The sequence below is a fragment of the Vibrio sp. Of7-15 genome (genome assembly GCF_022347565.1).
Classification (GTDB): domain Bacteria; phylum Pseudomonadota; class Gammaproteobacteria; order Enterobacterales; family Vibrionaceae; genus NORP241.
In genome coordinates this window covers 1-15,207 of sequence record NZ_JAKRGH010000031.1, presented here as the reverse complement: position 1 = coordinate 15,207, position 15,207 = coordinate 1, and the positions used below count along the sequence as shown (strand labels likewise).

Sequence of the window (15,207 nt, the reverse complement as noted above, 5' to 3'; positions counted from 1 at the left end):
TTCGCGGTCATTATTAATAATAAAACCTTTTTAAATACTTAAAGCATCAATATGAGTAATGTGTACAAGGCTAGATCAGGTTTTAAGCCATGTTAAATTGACGGCTTGTTTTTCCTGCTCTTTTCTCTCTGATGCTAGACTGAGCTGCGTTGGGCTTTTATAAAGCACAATGTTATCATTACGCTCAATAATCATTTGTGGCCATGCTGGCTATGCTCATAGAAACTTTGATTTGATGCCCAGTGTAAACAAGGAATTTGGGTAGCTTTCATGCTTAAAAAAACGGCGTTAATTAAAAATGTATCGTATGAAATATTTGTTGTGCTTGACTGCTGTATCAAGTGCTTTTTTATTGTCAGGTTGTTTGTCTGAAGAGAAAGGCAGCGGCGGTACTTCATACACACCATACAGCGATGCAGATTATCACCCTCAAAATTTGGTGGAGTTAGATAGCGCGATGCTTAACCTCAATAGTAAGTTAGCCTTGTCTACCAAACCGAATGAAAGCGATAAGTTGGCTCTTGAAGTTGAAAATACGGCGCGTAAGTCTGCCTTTGTTATCGATAACTTTTCTGGTTACTTCCCTTCGATATACCCGCAATATGGTTTTCTGTTTGATAGCATTTCAGATTTAGCAGACTTAGTTCATGCTAACTTTGGTACGAAGGCGACTCAATTTTCATTGCCAAATGGTCAAGTGGTTGTCGTAAAAGTCGACAACTTTAAAAGTAGTTATGAGTATAAAATCACCATTACGAGCGATAGCTTAGACATTAATCAAATCGATACAACCAATATTATTGAAAGTGCTCAAACGAGAAAACCATACCATTTAAGCACTCTTGCCGCCAAAGTGACGTTTGTTCAAACGGAAACCATTGAAAAAACAGAAGTTAATGTAGATGTTAATGGCCTGAATTATGGGTTTAGGAAGTCTTTAATAGGGACTTATGAATACAGTTATAAAGACAGCGGTTATTTCGCTAATGTTCTTTATAATGTAAATCAAGCTTCTGTTGACATTAGCACTCCCTCTGGAAAAAAAGTTGGCTCATATAGTTCTGTGACAAACAAAATCTCTAACTTTGTCACTAAATAACTAAGTTTGGTAAAGAGAGGGTTTTATAAGGCTGATAGCTTTGAAAAGCGTACTCTTCTTTCCAATAAATCAATTGCTTACGTTATACTATTTTGTGATACTTCGTGCATAAAATACCTTCCAAGGAACATAATGAATAAGTGTCTTTTTTTGGCATTGGCTGCGGCTTTGTCTTTTCCAGCTTCTGCCATGGAGCAAAAATTTAAAACCCAAGATGTCTACTTAGCAGCAAGCATGAGCAATCATGAACTGCATGATAAAGAGGGAACCAGAGCAGCGCTGCATTTTGGCGTTAAGAATATATACAATGGAACCCTTTTCTATGGTGGTGAGTTAGAAGCGGCCATTCTGAGTAATGATGATTTCGAAAAAGCTTACGGAGCGGCTGAAAAAGCCTCTTTTTCCGCCAGTATCCCTTTTGGTGTTAGGCTACAAGCAACAGAAAATATTGCTTTTGATTTGTATGGGTTAGCGGGTTACACATTAACCTCGGTTGATTTGACCACGAAAAAAGACACCATTGATGGCTTTAGGTGGGGAGGTGGTTTGAATACTTCTTTGTCTAATTTTCAATTAGGCGTGCGCTACACAGAAGCTAACCTCGGTGGGGACATTCTTAACCGAAATATTACAGAAAAAAACATCAGTCTGTTAATTGGCTATAAAATTGATCTTTAACCTGAACAGGGTTGTATGTAAACGGCTGGCACTATGTCAGCCGTTTGAATATGAAGAGGTAAATTATTTCACTTCGTCAAAGGTAATGAACTTCGCTAAGTGATGTTTGATTTCAACGTATTGCTTATCCGTGCAATTGATGGTTATCCAATGAAAGTGCCTTAAGTAGTCATCTTCAGGATTATCTGTGTGTATGAGCATCTGGTTTTGGCACGTAAACTGACGAATATTATTTTGGTGGTAATCATCGTCTTGCTCTAGTTTATATGGGATGGAATCTAAATATGGTTTTATTTTGACTTCAGGTACTTTTTTAAACCCCGTCATTTTGAAGGCCAGCAGGGCAAACGCGCCAGCACCGGCAAAAATCATTGAGCCTAATGTTATACCCGCAATAATACAAACCACAATGCCGATGTACGCTAGGTATCGAGTGGCCGCATAAAATACCTCAGGCACACACTCAGTTTTACGTATGATGACACCTTCAGGGGTTATCTGGCCTTGGTATTCATTATCGGCTTGGAATAAAAAGTGAGAAATAGCAACCCAAGTTAAAACGAAAGCAATGCCAAAAAAAAGTAGTTTTGTGTCATGGTAAACAGCATACGATGTCATTAATGACATAAAAATAAACATGAAGGTATTAAGAGCCCATTTGTTTTTTTCCTTTAGTATCACGTGCCATTCATAGACGACTTCAGCCTCTAAGACCTTTTGTTGTGAGGAAGCTTTATAGTCATCGGTAAGTTGTGGTAAAGAAAGAGTTGTTGTCATTATTCTACTCAATTTTTAGTGTGATGATATTATTGTTAGTAAGGTTTAGTTTTTCCAAATCTTTCATTAATACATTTACTGGGCTTAATCCCGGTTTAATTCTGCTTTGGTAGGTTTGAGCTACTGTCTGTTCATTAGCAAATGGGTTAGTTCCAGTAACGCTCACCAAAAAATCGATACTATCAGTACTTTGTAACCAGATTGGTACATCAAACGTAAAGCTTGGTTGATGACTTTCATCTACCGCCCAAGTGCCTTGTGCTAGGTGGGTGTCATTCAGCTGCATTGTGGTTGTTTCGGTTTGCTGCTGACTACCGTACCCGTACAGGGGTTTAACGTCACGTTGTTGGTGCACATTTATGGCTAACCCCACTAACTTTCCTGCACTTTGTTGTGGAAAGGTGAGGGTAATACGTTGTTGATATTCTAATGGCAAGGGTTTGTAAGGTTCGGCCATTTTACCTTCAATATAGCGGGATTTAACCGCTTTTGATTGAATTTGAGGTTGATTAAGTAATTGTAATAGAGCTTGGTATTCCTCTTCAGGCGTCCAATCTTTAGGTTCTTTCCCCCAAGTGCTGTTTAGTAGCCAAGTTTCAAGTGGTGACTTTTTCAAGTAGTTCAAGATAAGAGAGACCATCAGATAAGCAAAACCCAACCAAAACAGCCCAGCAGCCATCCAACCACGAAAGATGATTCCTATCACTTGATTGGTTAGTCGTGCCCTGATGGCATTTACACCAATGGTACCCCATATGAAAGCTTGTCCAACAAGAATCCCTGTCTTAACGTATAATAAATAACGTTCAGCTTCGGAGTTAGCTGCTTTGGCGTCTTCGTAAGTTCGGAAGGCCTCCCAACCAGCCGCAACTACGCCTGCCATGCCCACAAGCATAGAGCGGTTAACATAAGCTTTCGCTAATTGTGCCGTATTAGCTTTTATACTGCCGCTACTACTTCTTACTAAAGATTTTAGTGATTTATCTAATAGCCCGTCAACTTGCTTCATTTGATCAAACGCCATGCCCCTGAAAATATCGCCCGTGGCATGAACCAGCCATGCAGAGGAAAAACCAAGAACGTGGAGCTGGCCAGAAGCGTCAATTTCAGGCGCAGATGCCAATGTATCCGACAGGGTTTGTTGTTGAACAATCACGTTAATGGCATTGGCAAAAGCAACCACAAAATCCACACGACCCACAGCATTAAACTTTGCATTCATATTGCTAAATAGACGGGCGGGCTTTGCAATAGCTTTGCTGTTCACACTATCAAACATGGCAGGAGTGTCTTCCACCATTCCGGCTAAGCGTTTGATTAAGCGCTCAAGTCGGTTATTACTTTTTATGTAATTTTTTGAACCTTTAGTGCTTTTTCTTAATCTTTTTTTTAAAGCTTCGCTTTCTTTTACGGTGTCAACAAATCGTTGACGAAAGGGGGTGTCGGTGCCTTTGAAGGCGGGGTTAAGCCCTAATTTACCTTTCGTGACTTGCTCAACGCTCCAGGTCATGATGGCAATATTTAGCCCTGCTCGGTAGCCTCCTTTTTTCGCTTGGATTCCGAGCAAGATAAAACTCATTTTTTGCCAACTGCTTAACACGCCCCCTTTAAGGGCGGTTTGAGTACTGGTGATTAGTTGATCGGCAGGTGTGACAATATCTAAGGTGTGCTTGAGTAGCCCTGATTCTGCGCCCATGCCATAACCCATTACGCCATTTAGCCCAGCAACCACCCCTGAAATAGGCACAGACTCTCGTTGGAGTGCGATCACATCGGTCTGTGCGGCCAGTTCATCGGTTTTGGTGTACAGGTCGGCAGAGAAAAAGCTGGAAGCCAAGGCGAGGAGATTATCGGGCGAGTCTTGAACAATGGCATTGGCAAGCTCGGCTTGTTGCTGTTCGTCTTGAGCGACGGTGTTCAATGCTGGCACAATTTCACCAAACAAATCCAGCAGGTAAGCCATGTGATCGCCTTGCAGCAAATCGATTCCGATGTTCATTGGATCCGTACCAATCAATGGAATGGCAGTAAGAAGAGCCTGAAAAGCGGGCTGGATTGCGCTGTTTGCTTTGGCTTGCTCCATTAAGTGCGTTTTATAAAAATCATCCAATTGTGACCAATTGACTTGTTGATGGGCCTTACGGCGATCAATGTAACTTTCGAGATAGGGTTGAATATCGGTGAACCCCATTTTAGTCAGGGTCTGCTTAGCTTCTGGATAGGCATCTCGGCATGCTTGAGATTCCAGTTGAATACTCATGCGAGCAGATTCTGAAGAGGGGCCTGCCGATTTAAACTTTTCATACTGTGTTTTGAAATAATGGAATTCCAAACAGGTATCCAGCGCGCTTTCAAACTCTGTCCATTGCTCTGGCTCAATGTCTGGTATTTTGTCGGCGGGGATAGCGGCACGGGCGATGGAGCGAATGGTTTCGGCCATTACCACTTTATGTTGTGTTTCGTCGTCTAAAGTGGTGATCAGGATCGGCATTAACAGGGCTAGATAGAGATCGCTTAAGTCACCTAATGGATCATCCAGCGCCACCAGCTGTTGTTGCTGCGCAGAAGGGGCTTGGTAGCGATAACTGGCTTCGTTTTTGTCTGACGTTATGCAGATAAAATCATTGGGCTCAGAGGAGTCTCCACTAAAAGGCGCACAGGTGAACTTAAAATCGTCACTGTTTTCAGGTGCCACATCGGCAACGTATTGCTCGATTTGCTCTATGCCTATGCGGTGCTCGTTACTTTGGCTTAATTCTACTTTACGTAGCCATTGTTCTCGCTCGGCTTCTTTTTCAAGATAGTGATCGCAGATGCGTTGCGACCATCGTTTCACCGAATAGCCCAGAAAGTACGATTGAGAATCAGAGAGTAACAGGTGGGTTTTCAATGGCTCAGGAGATGCGGCCATTCGTTCCTCGGCGGTTAGGCCCGGTATTCGTGCCAGCTCACTTTGTGTTACTTGGTATTCTTCTAATTGCCATTCTTGGGTTTTTGGTGACTGATGCAGTGCGTATAACCAGCCATCGCGTAATTGGCGAAGGGTATAACAAGTGCTGTCTGATTTAAAGATGCCTCCGGGGAAGAGAGTTCAAAATGGTGAAGTTACTTTTGTGGGAATAATGCGACAGAAATCAAAGAAACATTGTTTTATTGTGGTGTTATTGATTTGATTATATATCATCTTGGCTGATGTAATCACTAAGTATAAATAGGAACTATTATGTTTAAAAAATCCTTGTTGGTGCTTTCTTTAGCGTGTGCACCTTTTTTATCTCAGGCAAGTTGGAATGCGGGTGTTAATTATATTAATGTATCCAGCGAGAGTGCGGGTTCAGATATTAGCTTATCTGGCATTGCTGGCAGCATTGGTTATTTAATTCCATCAGGCAATAATTTATTTTTAATGCCTGAGTTGAAAGTGGGTGTTGGTTTGGCCGATGACACGATTTCTTTGGCTGGTGATGAAGTGAAAATCGAAATGGATCAGTATTTATCTTTATCATTTCGAGGTCAGTATGCTGTAGGTAGTGGTGGCTATGTGTTTGCTGCGCCAGCATATACATACATTAGTAGCAAAGCGACAGGCAATGTGGCTGGAAGTAATGTTTCCATTGGCTCCGATGAGTGGGAGTTTGGCATGGGAGTGGGTGCTGGCTATATGCTGACAGATTTTATTTCGGCAGAGCTTATGTATGAGAAGTACAGCGACACTGATATCCTAAACTTTGGCATTAAGCTTCATTTTTAATTAGTCATTCTTATTTCATCAACTCGACACTAAAATCACTGTCTTTTAATTCAGCTTTCTTGTTTTTAATGTAAATGAGATAAAGTTTGAGCCTTAATTGAATTGTGTTTTTTATTTAGTGTTAAATAAAGATAATAATTTAGGAATAAACGGGATGGATCTTAGTATAAAAATACTTTTATATTAATCATTTCAGAATGTCATAAAGTCTTTCTTGGGTTATTTCCTTTCTAAATGATCATATGGGCTAAATTGGAGATATTTAGCCCATATTTTTATCTCTCTAAAAAGTGATCGGCTATTTTTCTAAATCAATCACTTTACATCGTATTGGCAGGGTGGGCATGGCTGATCCGGCAGATAAGCTTCGAATGAAGTCGATCGATTTGGCAAGATCTTGTGGTTCTATTTTAAGGCTGTTATCGATACGTCCATCGTTTGTCATGTCGGTATCGACCACACTTGGGCACAAACAACAAACTTGAATGTTAAGAGGAAGCAATTCGTGATACAGCGACTGGCTGTAGCTTACGATGGCAGCTTTTGTTGCAGAGTAAGCAGCAATTTTAGCCACGGGTTCAAGGCCGCTGGTGGATCCAAGGTTGTATATTTCACCGTGTCCTTGCTGCTTCATTTTTTCAACCACAAGATTACATGCAGTGATGGTGGAAAGCAGATTAACATTCATTAACTCAGACAGTTGAGCAAGGTGAAGGTTAGTGTGACCGGCCATGAGAACACCTGCACTGTTAACCATGACATCGATGGTGTCGTGTTCGTTGATGATGGCTTTGATTGTCGATTCAACGTCAGTGGGGTGATTAAAATCCACTGAAACGGTTTTAATGTGGCAGCTGTGATATTGGGTCTCTAACTCTAGTTTGGTTTCATTCAGGTTATCTATATTTCGTGATACCAAAATAAGTGAATAGCCTTGCTCGGCAAAATAATGAGCAATTGCTTTTCCAATACCGCGGCTGGCTCCGGTGATTAACGCAAATTGAGGCATGGCTGATGACCTTTAGATTCAGTTTTTGGCACTATACCTGCTGGTGTTTCTATCTCAAAGCTGGCCAGTCATGAAAAATGCATCAGTTGCTTTTAATTGAGGTTGCTATTTATTCGTCTGGTATTGTTGGCTTCCATGCGGGTAGTACAGGCTATACAATTATTAATAATAAAAACGAAACGTGAAAAAGGCATTGTGAGCTCATGAAGAATTCAAGGTTGGAGCACAACCAAGTAAAAAAAGCACGACGTATTGAAAGTGTCATGAACTCAGCCATGTGGCATTTAACGCAACGTGATATGACCGAAAGTGAGTTGCTGGTTAAGCTTCGGGTTAAAACAGACAATGAAGAGTGGATCGCCGATACCATTGAGAAATTGCGTGGCTTTGGTTATTTAAAGTCAGACACTGAATTTGCTGAGCAGTTTACCGAGCGTTCCTTTTCGAGTGAGTTTGGCTCAGGCTACATTTTGGATAAGCTAAAACATAAAGGCCTGAACGAGTCATTGATCCTTGAAGCGATTGAGAAAGTGAAAGCGGAGTTAAACATTGATGAGCAAACCATTTTAATTGAGCGAATGAACCGCAATTACCAAGAGTTTACGCTTAGCAAAGAGAAATTGATCTCAACCTTTCAAAAGCGTGGTTTTAGTTATGATCAGATTCAAGTCGCCCTTTGTCAGCATCAGGCTTATGAACAGCTTAAATCGAACCTAGAAATCAAAGCAGAAAAAGCCGATTTAGAAAAAGAAGTGTTGAAGTACGTGCGAAAAGGAAAAGGGTTGACGGTTATTCGCCAAGAGCTTCGTCAACGTAAGATAGATACCACGGATCTCGACTCGCTGATAGAAAGATTAATTCATTCTGAAGAGATTGATTTTTATGCGTCCTGCTTAGAGCAGTTAGAGAAAAAATCCTATGACGTGACGGATCATAAAGAGCGCAGTAAAGCCTATGCCATGTTGAGCCGAAAAGGTTTTTCATCCGATGAGATCAAATTTGCGATGAGTGAAATCGCTGGCGGCTAATGTTTTTACATGACGGAAGTAGAACCTAAATGCAATTAGATGATATGGCGCTATTCGTTCGGGTGGTGGAAACGGGTAGCTTTACCAAAACAGCCGATCTTGTCGATATGCCCAAATCCACCGTGAGTCGGCGCATACGTAACCTAGAGCAACACCTGCAAAGTCGCTTACTAGAAAGGACGACTCGTAAAGTGGTACTGACGGAGGTGGGCAGTGTTTTTTATCAAAAATGCCTTTCTATTCTGGAGCAGGTGAGCTCAGTACAACAAGAAATCTCTCACTCTCAGCAAGAATCAGTCGGAAACTTAACGATCTATGCGCCTGATTATATTCTTGAGTTGTGTATTGATCAGGTGTCTGAATTTTGTCGTTGTTACCCAGGGATCTCATTGAGGTTCCACAATACGAGCCAGCCTCTGACGGCAATGAGTGATAAACGTTTTGATTTATTGATCGATATCGGTGAACAGCCGGATTCTTCCTTTATTGCCAAGCCTATTTGTGATGTGAGTTTTAGCTTTTTTGCTCACCCTGATTACCTTCAAAAGCACGGTGTGCCAACGGATCTTAAGCAGTTATCTGGCATGCATAAATTAATCGCCCATGAGCTGCCATCTCAAGAGATCTTATGGAATCATGAGCGACTGGAATTACCCGATTCACCAAAGTATGTGGCGAATTCTCCCTATATTGTTCGTGCCTTAACACTGGAAGCGCAAGGCATTGGTTGTTTACCTGTGGCGATGATCAGTAAGGAGTTGGCGGCTGGAGAACTGGTCGAGCTGTTCGACGGGCAGAGCAGTTTTCAGCAAACGATTTATGCGATTTATCATTCACGAAGGTTTGTGCCGCAAAAAGTCAAAGTGCTGATCGAAACCATCAAAAATGAAATCCCAAATAGAATTAAGGCGATCGAGCATTCCGTGTTTAAGTCAGCGTGACACTGTGCCACAAAATGGAACAGTTTATCCTGTTTAGGCCAATTTATTCCGTTATTTGGTTTTCATACACTGCTCATCAGGTAATAACTGAATGAGTGAAATTATGAAAGCAATCATAGATCGTCATGGTAAAAAGATATTCTGGGTATGCATGATTATTGCCCAGTATATCGGCGCTTTATTGTTTAAAGATCTGGCCGATGTTAGTCAGTGGTTTGTACAATCCGATCGTGAAACCACCATGTGGGTTTGGTACAACCGTCATGCGTTGGCATTGACCGCAATCGTTACTGTGGGCATGGCTGCTTATTTAAAATACGTAAAACGTGACATCGTAGGAAATGTGACTTTTGCCAGTCTTGCTATCTTGTTTGCTTTTACGTTTTACAGCGGCATGATCAACCCACACCTCATGATGCGAGATCGCATGGATAATGGCCATTTCGTGTCCGTTGAAGAAGGAGCCAAGTACCTGCAACCACACGAAAGCGTGATTGTGATTGACGTGAATGGCCAAGCACGGGCTCACTCCGACAGGCAATTATTGCGTCCGCATGTTGCTGGTACAGAAGCAGAGTTGGGAAGCGATCACGTTGTTATGACTTATTGCGGTCTTACCAACTTAGGCATGGCTTATATTCCTGAAATTAATGGTCAAGCTCTTGATCTCGCTCCTGCAAATCAACTACGTAATAATTTAGTGATGTGGGATCGCAACACCGGTGAGCCTATTCAGCAGCTATGGGGGCAAAAAGAGAGCGATCGTAACAATGGCACTGAAGCGAAAATGCAGGAGTGGCCGACTTTCCGCATGCCTTTTGAGCGCTTTGTGGAAGCCTACCCAGATGGCGAAGTGTTTGTGAATGATTACCTAGTGGAAGATATGCGTCCGACGTTTTGGGGAAACCCATTCTTGGCGATATATGATCCAATTATGGAGTTTATTTTCAAACTTGCGATTGCCTACCAATCATACTACGACGCACCGACATTCCCGACAGTTGAGTACAAAGATCAACGGCTGCCAAGTAAAGCGAAAGTATGGGGTATGAATATTGGCGATGACTATGTTGCTTACACTGAGCGGTTTGTTCGCATGCAAAATGCGCCTATCAATACCACAATCGGCGGACAGAACGTGGTGATAACTTATGATGAACAATATGAGAGCCTAGGGGTTTACTATAACAATACTGGAAAGCAGATTGATAAAATTAGTTTTTATGGCCAAACCGAGCACGGAAACCTTGAGCGTGTAGAAACAGTAAAAGCCGCCGCTTACTGGATTATTTGGGCCGATTTCTTCCCATCAACAGACGTGAACCGTCTTTAATCACTCTAAAGCCCTTTGATTGTAAAGGGCTTTTTTATTAAGAGTGAATAACGCTTGAATACAACGCTAAAGGAGTTGAAAAGCTTTCTGACAAGTCTTAGCACTCGCCCTGTTTTTATCGTGATGAAATAAACTTGTAACTGAACCGACATTTATGCATCTAGTTGAATTGTTTTTGTTTACATATTATTCACATTTTGTAGAGTGGAACATTGAAGCAAGACAAAAGTAAATACAGGTATGTTGTTATAAGACAAAGTGTCACAACACGATCGTAAAGGAGAGCCCTGTGCTGAACTTAGCCAATACCCTACAAAGAAGTGCGTTCTGTGCACCCACTAAAGCCGCGCTCATCTGTGGTGATACCACGATTACTTATCAAGAGTTTGATCATATCTCTGGAAAAATTGCCGCCGCGCTGATTGAAGACGGGCTCACACCCGGTGATCGTGTTGCACTGAGCTGCCCCAATTTGCCGTTTTTTCCATTGATCTATTATGGTATTCAAAAAGCGGGTGGGGTAGTAGTACCGCTGAATGTATTGCTAAAACACCAAGAAATCGAATATCACTTAAAAGACGCACACGCCAAATTTTTCTTTTGTTTTGAAGGTACGGCCGAACTGCCAATGGCAAAAGAAGCCATCACTGCATTTGAGCGGGTGGAAGGTTGTCAAAAGCTCATTGTCATGGCAGTAGATGATCAGCTAATAAACTACAAGGGCTACGAGACATTGAGCCATTTTATGTCTGATCACCCGCCTATTTCAGAGTGTGTTGTGCGGCAAGGCCATGATAATGCGGTTATTTTATATACATCGGGCACCACAGGTTACCCGAAAGGTGCAGAGCTAACACACAGTAACATGATGTCTAATGCTTTTATTGCTCAGCATTTGTTGTCGGCAAGTAATGACGATAGGCATTTGGTTACGTTGCCGCTTTTCCATTCTTTTGGTCAAACGTTACACATGAACAGCGCCATATTAACGGGCTCTACCTTAGTGCTGGTGCCACGTTTTGAGCCAACAACAGTTTTAAGTTTAATTGAACAAGAGCAAATCACCATTTTCGCTGGGGTTCCAACCATGTACATCGGGTTATTAGGAGCTGATGATGAGTATGATATTAGCTCATTACGCATTGCCATTAGTGGTGGTTCTTCCTTGCATAAAGAAGTGATCGAGCAATTTGAGTCTCGTTTTAAAGTACCTATTTTAGAAGGGTATGGATTATCGGAAACCAGCCCCATCGCCAGCTTTAATTATGCCGATTCTCGCGTTCCTGGCTCGGTAGGTAAACCAGTATTGGGAGTTGAAATACGCATTGTTGATGAGCAGGGAACCCCACTAAACCGAGGGGAGAAGGGCGAAATCATAATCCGTGGTCATAATGTGATGAAAGGCTACGTGGATCGCCCTGAAGAAACAGAAGCAGTATTAAAAAGTGGCTGGTTTTATACGGGAGACATTGGTCAGCAAGATGAAAGTGGCAACTTATACATTGTTGATAGAAGCAAAGACATGATCATTCGAGGAGGTATGAATGTGTACCCAAGAGAAGTCGAAGAAGTGTTTGCTCAACACCCAGACATTGCCATGGTTGCAGTCTTGGGCGTTCCCGATTCGTTATACGGAGAAGAAATCAAAGCAGTAGTCGTACCCAAAAAAGGCGCTGAAGTGGATGGCAGAGCGTTAGTTCAGTGGGGCAAAGAGCAATGCGCGTCTTATAAATACCCAAGAACCGTTGAGGTGGTGTCTTCGTTGCCGTTAAGCGCAACTGGGAAGATTTTAAAACGTGAATTAAGAGCGCTCTTTACACATTAATGTTATATCAATAAAAAAGCCCGCGTCAGTAACATGACGCGTGCTTTTTTGATTCAAAACGAGCAGTCACTAAGCCATTAACTAGGCAGTTACTTCTTGATCTAATGTGGTTGCCTGAGCGGCTTTTTTGTCACCAATTGGTAGTACCGTACGGCCATATTCATTGTTTAGTACTTGAGCCATAGCAAAGTAAATGGCTGATGCACCGCAGAAAATACCCTCAAAACCGGCAATAGTTCCAATTAATGTGCTACCAGTAAAATCACGAGCCGCCAGTAAGAAAAACAGGATAGTTAATGATCCAAACACAACCTGTTTTGCAACTGGGTAACACAGTGAGCCAATGAACATGAAGCCTGTGAATACACCCCAAAGTAGTAAATACCAACCCATGAAACCAGCAGGGCTTGCTGGTAAACCCATGTATGGCATAACAATTAAACCAACCAGCGTTAACCAGAACAGACCATAAGAAGTAAAGGCCGTAGTACCAAAGGTATCACCACGTTTAAAGCACATCATGCCGACGATAACTTGGCTAAGACCACCGTAGAAAATCCCCATTGCTAGGATCATGGAATCGATTGGAAAAAATCCTGCATTGTGGATATTCAGAAGAATTGTGGTCATACCGAAACCCATTAAGCCAAGTGGCGCAGGGTTAGCTAGTTTGGTTGACATGTGGAGTTACCTTATTAAACATTACTAATAAAAATTGTAAGAAAATTTTAATACACTATAAACAGTAAAGGGAGCTTCATTCTCTGGAAACTAAGATTGTATAAATGATCCTATGCAAGGGTTAGGTATATTTGCGTGATAATATTTTGTGAATGTGCCATTTGTTGGCTAGGTTCACATTGTGGATATATGGTGTAGATCCGTATATTTCCCCAAATGGCAGGGATATGAGGATCTTGGTCGTATAGTTAATGTTAGCCCCTTAAGGAGGTATAATTGAGTAACTTAAATTTAGAAAAAATTAAAACTTTTGCTAAAGATTCAAAACATGTACCGACAGTAAATTCAGCGATGCGAGCAGGTGTTTCAGCGATACCAATGGTGGGAGGTGCGTTAGACCATTTATTGTTTGATAAAGCTGATGATATCCGCATTAAAAATATAGAATCATCGATAAGTGAAATGGGTGAAGCTATTAAAAGTTTCGAGTCGAAATCCATAGAGGTTGAATGGTTTTCATCTCCAGCAGCTCTCAATATCTTCAAAGTTCTAATTGATAAGGTTCAATTTGAGCCTGACGCTGAAAAAGTTTCTTACTTGTCTAAAGTATATGCTTTATCAGGTAACATTGATAATTATCAAGAACCAAACAAATACATTATATTTGATAAATTAGCATCATTAACAACGGTGCAGCGTAAATTGTTTGAAATTGTGGCTAAAACTACGAAAGAAAATAGAAGTATGAACCAAGGTGCTTTACAGCAAAATGTGATGGCAATTTGGTTTGATAGTATTAAAGAAAATGTATTGGCTGTAGAAAGGTTCTGGCAAGGCATGATGAATTTAGATGTTGAGTTGGAAATTTTGGTTTCATTGAATTTATTAAAACTACACCCAAGCCCAATAACGAATATGACTTGTTTTGAACTTACTGGTATAGGTAAGTTGCTTTTTAATTATACGCATAAGGGCTAACAAAGCAATCAAGGTGATGCGTTACACTCGGCGGTTTTGGTACGGAGTTCAGTGTGCTTTGCCTAGTTCGGTGGGGCACACCTTATTGCAGGCGTTAACTGCACATGGAGGAATCAGTGCAAGAAGAATATTTAGGTTATTATGCAAACTTTGATGAGGAGAAGCGGCTCACTTGTCAAAACATCACAAGAATTGAGTTCGATACAACAATTAATCAGCTTTCCGATTTTATGCCAGAGTGTCAAACTCTAACAGAGCTTGGTGCTGCAACAGGTCGTTATTCGTTGTTTTATGCCCAAGAAGGAATAGAGGTAACGGCTGTTGAGCTTGTACCAGAATTAATCGCACAATTAAAAGAAAATGCAGATAAAAAAGGGCTAAATGTTCATATCCATGAAGCGAACGCTACACGAGTCCCTTTCATTTCTGATAACTCTCAGGATGTTGTTCTAATCCTTGGGCCTCTTTATCACATACAAAGTCAAAGCGAACGTGAAGCAGTCATGAAAGAAGCTCATCGAATTGTAAAAGATGGTGGTATCGTTGCCGTCGCGTATATTAGCCGATTCTTTGTTGCTGGTTTGCTCGCTAAGATGTCACCATCTTTGGTAACACCAGAAGTTCTAAGTGAGTTGAATGAAACAGGTCTAGTTACTACATCTGAAGTAGATGCATTTTTCAGAACTGGTTACTTCGCTTCACCAAGCGAAATAGAAGTATTAGTAGAAAGTAGCGGTTTCAGTCTGGTTAAGCATATATCTACTGATGGTTTTAGTCGATACATTGGTCAAGAAATCAATGCGCTTACAGAAACTCAATATCAAGCCTGGCTTAGCTATCATTTGTCGAACTGTGATGAACCTTCGTTATTAGGATCTAGCAACCATGGTTTAGTTATTGCGAAAAAGTGCAGTTAACAAAGGCATCAAGGGTGACGCGTTACACTCGGCGGTTTTGGTATGAAGTTCAGTGGACTTGGTGAGTTCATCGTTGGCGCACCTTATGCCAGGCGTTATGCGTCCTAAGTCAGAATTCTTTCTCACTGTTCAGCGCTAGAAACGAAGCATTTTTACTTGTTGAGATGAGGGGGGCTTTTTGGGGCTTATC

The 15,207-nt window shown here is 41.4% G+C and carries 13 protein-coding genes; 9 read left to right on the top strand and 4 right to left on the bottom strand.

Annotation, left to right across the window (positions count from 1 at the left end; all coding sequences use genetic code 11):
• The first annotated feature begins 298 nt into the window (after positions 1 to 298).
• Positions 299 to 1,099 carry a hypothetical protein gene (locus MHO82_RS22200; RefSeq protein WP_239188024.1) on the top strand — a complete coding sequence of 267 codons (801 nt, stop codon included), beginning with the start codon at positions 299 to 301 and terminating at the stop codon, positions 1,097 to 1,099.
• A 132-nt stretch (positions 1,100 to 1,231) separates the two neighbouring features.
• Positions 1,232 to 1,777 (top strand): outer membrane beta-barrel protein, encoded by a 546-nt coding sequence (locus MHO82_RS22195; protein ID WP_239188022.1) that lies wholly within the window; start codon positions 1,232 to 1,234, stop codon positions 1,775 to 1,777.
• 63 nt (positions 1,778 to 1,840) lie between these two features.
• Here the strand turns inward: MHO82_RS22195 and MHO82_RS22190 are convergent, their stop codons facing one another.
• Both MHO82_RS22190 and MHO82_RS22185 read right to left on the bottom strand, forming a co-directional pair.
• Entirely contained in the window at positions 1,841 to 2,554 is a 714-nt protein-coding gene (locus tag MHO82_RS22190; RefSeq protein ID WP_239188020.1) for a hypothetical protein, read from the bottom strand.
• Positions 2,555 to 2,558: 4 nt separating this feature from the next.
• Positions 2,559 to 5,627 carry a toxin VasX gene (locus MHO82_RS22185; protein ID WP_343299981.1) on the bottom strand — a complete coding sequence of 1,023 codons (3,069 nt, stop codon included), beginning with the start codon at positions 5,625 to 5,627 and terminating at the stop codon, positions 2,559 to 2,561.
• Positions 5,628 to 5,777: 150 nt separating this feature from the next.
• Between MHO82_RS22185 and MHO82_RS22180 the strand changes: the two genes are divergently transcribed.
• The gene (locus MHO82_RS22180) at positions 5,778 to 6,305 is read left to right on the top strand and encodes an outer membrane beta-barrel protein (protein WP_239188016.1); all 528 of its coding nucleotides are present in this window, start codon (positions 5,778 to 5,780) and stop codon (positions 6,303 to 6,305) included.
• A gap of 298 nt (positions 6,306 to 6,603) precedes the next feature.
• Here MHO82_RS22180 and MHO82_RS22175 read toward each other — a convergent pair whose 3' ends face one another.
• Complete coding sequence (locus MHO82_RS22175) at positions 6,604 to 7,314, bottom strand: SDR family NAD(P)-dependent oxidoreductase (protein ID WP_239188014.1); 711 nt, start codon at positions 7,312 to 7,314, stop codon at positions 6,604 to 6,606.
• A 203-nt stretch (positions 7,315 to 7,517) separates the two neighbouring features.
• Between MHO82_RS22175 and MHO82_RS22170 the strand changes: the two genes are divergently transcribed.
• The 4 genes from MHO82_RS22170 (at position 7,518) to MHO82_RS22155 (ending at position 12,441) form a co-directional block, all read left to right on the top strand.
• Positions 7,518 to 8,342: a RecX family transcriptional regulator gene (locus MHO82_RS22170; RefSeq protein WP_239188011.1), complete on the top strand. Its 825-nt coding sequence runs from the start codon at positions 7,518 to 7,520 to the stop codon at positions 8,340 to 8,342.
• A 29-nt stretch (positions 8,343 to 8,371) separates the two neighbouring features.
• Positions 8,372 to 9,283: a LysR family transcriptional regulator gene (locus tag MHO82_RS22165; protein ID WP_239188008.1), complete on the top strand. Its 912-nt coding sequence runs from the start codon at positions 8,372 to 8,374 to the stop codon at positions 9,281 to 9,283.
• Between the two features lie 103 nt (positions 9,284 to 9,386).
• Positions 9,387 to 10,616, top strand: a complete 1,230-nt coding sequence (locus MHO82_RS22160; protein ID WP_239188005.1) for a DUF3179 domain-containing (seleno)protein — start codon at positions 9,387 to 9,389, stop codon at positions 10,614 to 10,616.
• Positions 10,617 to 10,905: 289 nt separating this feature from the next.
• Entirely contained in the window at positions 10,906 to 12,441 is a 1,536-nt protein-coding gene (locus tag MHO82_RS22155; protein ID WP_239188002.1) for a long-chain fatty acid--CoA ligase, read from the top strand.
• An 81-nt stretch (positions 12,442 to 12,522) separates the two neighbouring features.
• Here MHO82_RS22155 and MHO82_RS22150 read toward each other — a convergent pair whose 3' ends face one another.
• A complete protein-coding gene (locus MHO82_RS22150) occupies positions 12,523 to 13,122 on the bottom strand; it encodes an acetate uptake transporter (protein WP_239187998.1) in 600 nt (199 codons plus the stop codon).
• A gap of 276 nt (positions 13,123 to 13,398) precedes the next feature.
• On the opposite strand from MHO82_RS22150, the gene MHO82_RS22145 reads away from it, so the two are divergent.
• Positions 13,399 to 14,100: a hypothetical protein gene (locus MHO82_RS22145; RefSeq protein WP_239187995.1), complete on the top strand. Its 702-nt coding sequence runs from the start codon at positions 13,399 to 13,401 to the stop codon at positions 14,098 to 14,100.
• A 104-nt stretch (positions 14,101 to 14,204) separates the two neighbouring features.
• Positions 14,205 to 15,017 carry a class I SAM-dependent methyltransferase gene (locus MHO82_RS22140; protein WP_239187992.1) on the top strand — a complete coding sequence of 271 codons (813 nt, stop codon included), beginning with the start codon at positions 14,205 to 14,207 and terminating at the stop codon, positions 15,015 to 15,017.
• Positions 15,018 to 15,207: the final 190 nt, after the last annotated feature.